General features: G+C 51.4%; 1 CRISPR repeat array.

What is annotated here, in order from left to right:
* Positions 1-530: direct repeats of the CRISPR family, unit length 26 nt; unit sequence AATGAAAGTCCCTCCGAAAAGGAAGG.
* Position 531: the final 1 nt, after the last annotated feature.

Raw genomic sequence — 531 nt, forward strand, 5'->3', positions numbered from 1 at the left:
AATGAAAGTCCCTCCGAAAAGGAAGGGAAATTGCTGGGGCTGAATCCCCGACTGCATCATCAGGAGCCCTCAATGAAAGTCCCTCCGAAAAGGAAGGGAAATCTCCGATAGCAAGACCTCCACTAGATTCTGTTACACCCCCCTCAATGAAAGTCCCTCCGAAAAGGAAGGGAAATGCAAACTTCAGTGCGCGACCCTTTCGGCTCAAATTCCCCTCAATGAAAGTCCCTCCGAAAAGGAAGGGAAATCTTGCGTGCTAGGCGGTCTTCTCGGTACTGCTTCTGCCCTCAATGAAAGTCCCTCCGAAAAGGAAGGGAAATCTTCATCTCCCCGGGGAGGGGTACCTCCCCTACCGTTCCCTCAATGAAAGTCCCTCCGAAAAGGAAGGGAAATCTTGCGTGCTAGGCGGTCTTCTCGGTACTGCTTCTGCCCTCAATGAAAGTCCCTCCGAAAAGGAAGGGAAATAAAAATGTACCGCCCCCAATAGGTGCGGTACATTCCCTCAATGAAAGTCCCTCCGAAAAGGAAGGG

Origin of the sequence: Rothia sp. HMSC068E02 (assembly GCF_001813565.1) — a bacterium.
Taxonomy (GTDB): domain Bacteria; phylum Actinomycetota; class Actinomycetes; order Actinomycetales; family Micrococcaceae; genus Rothia.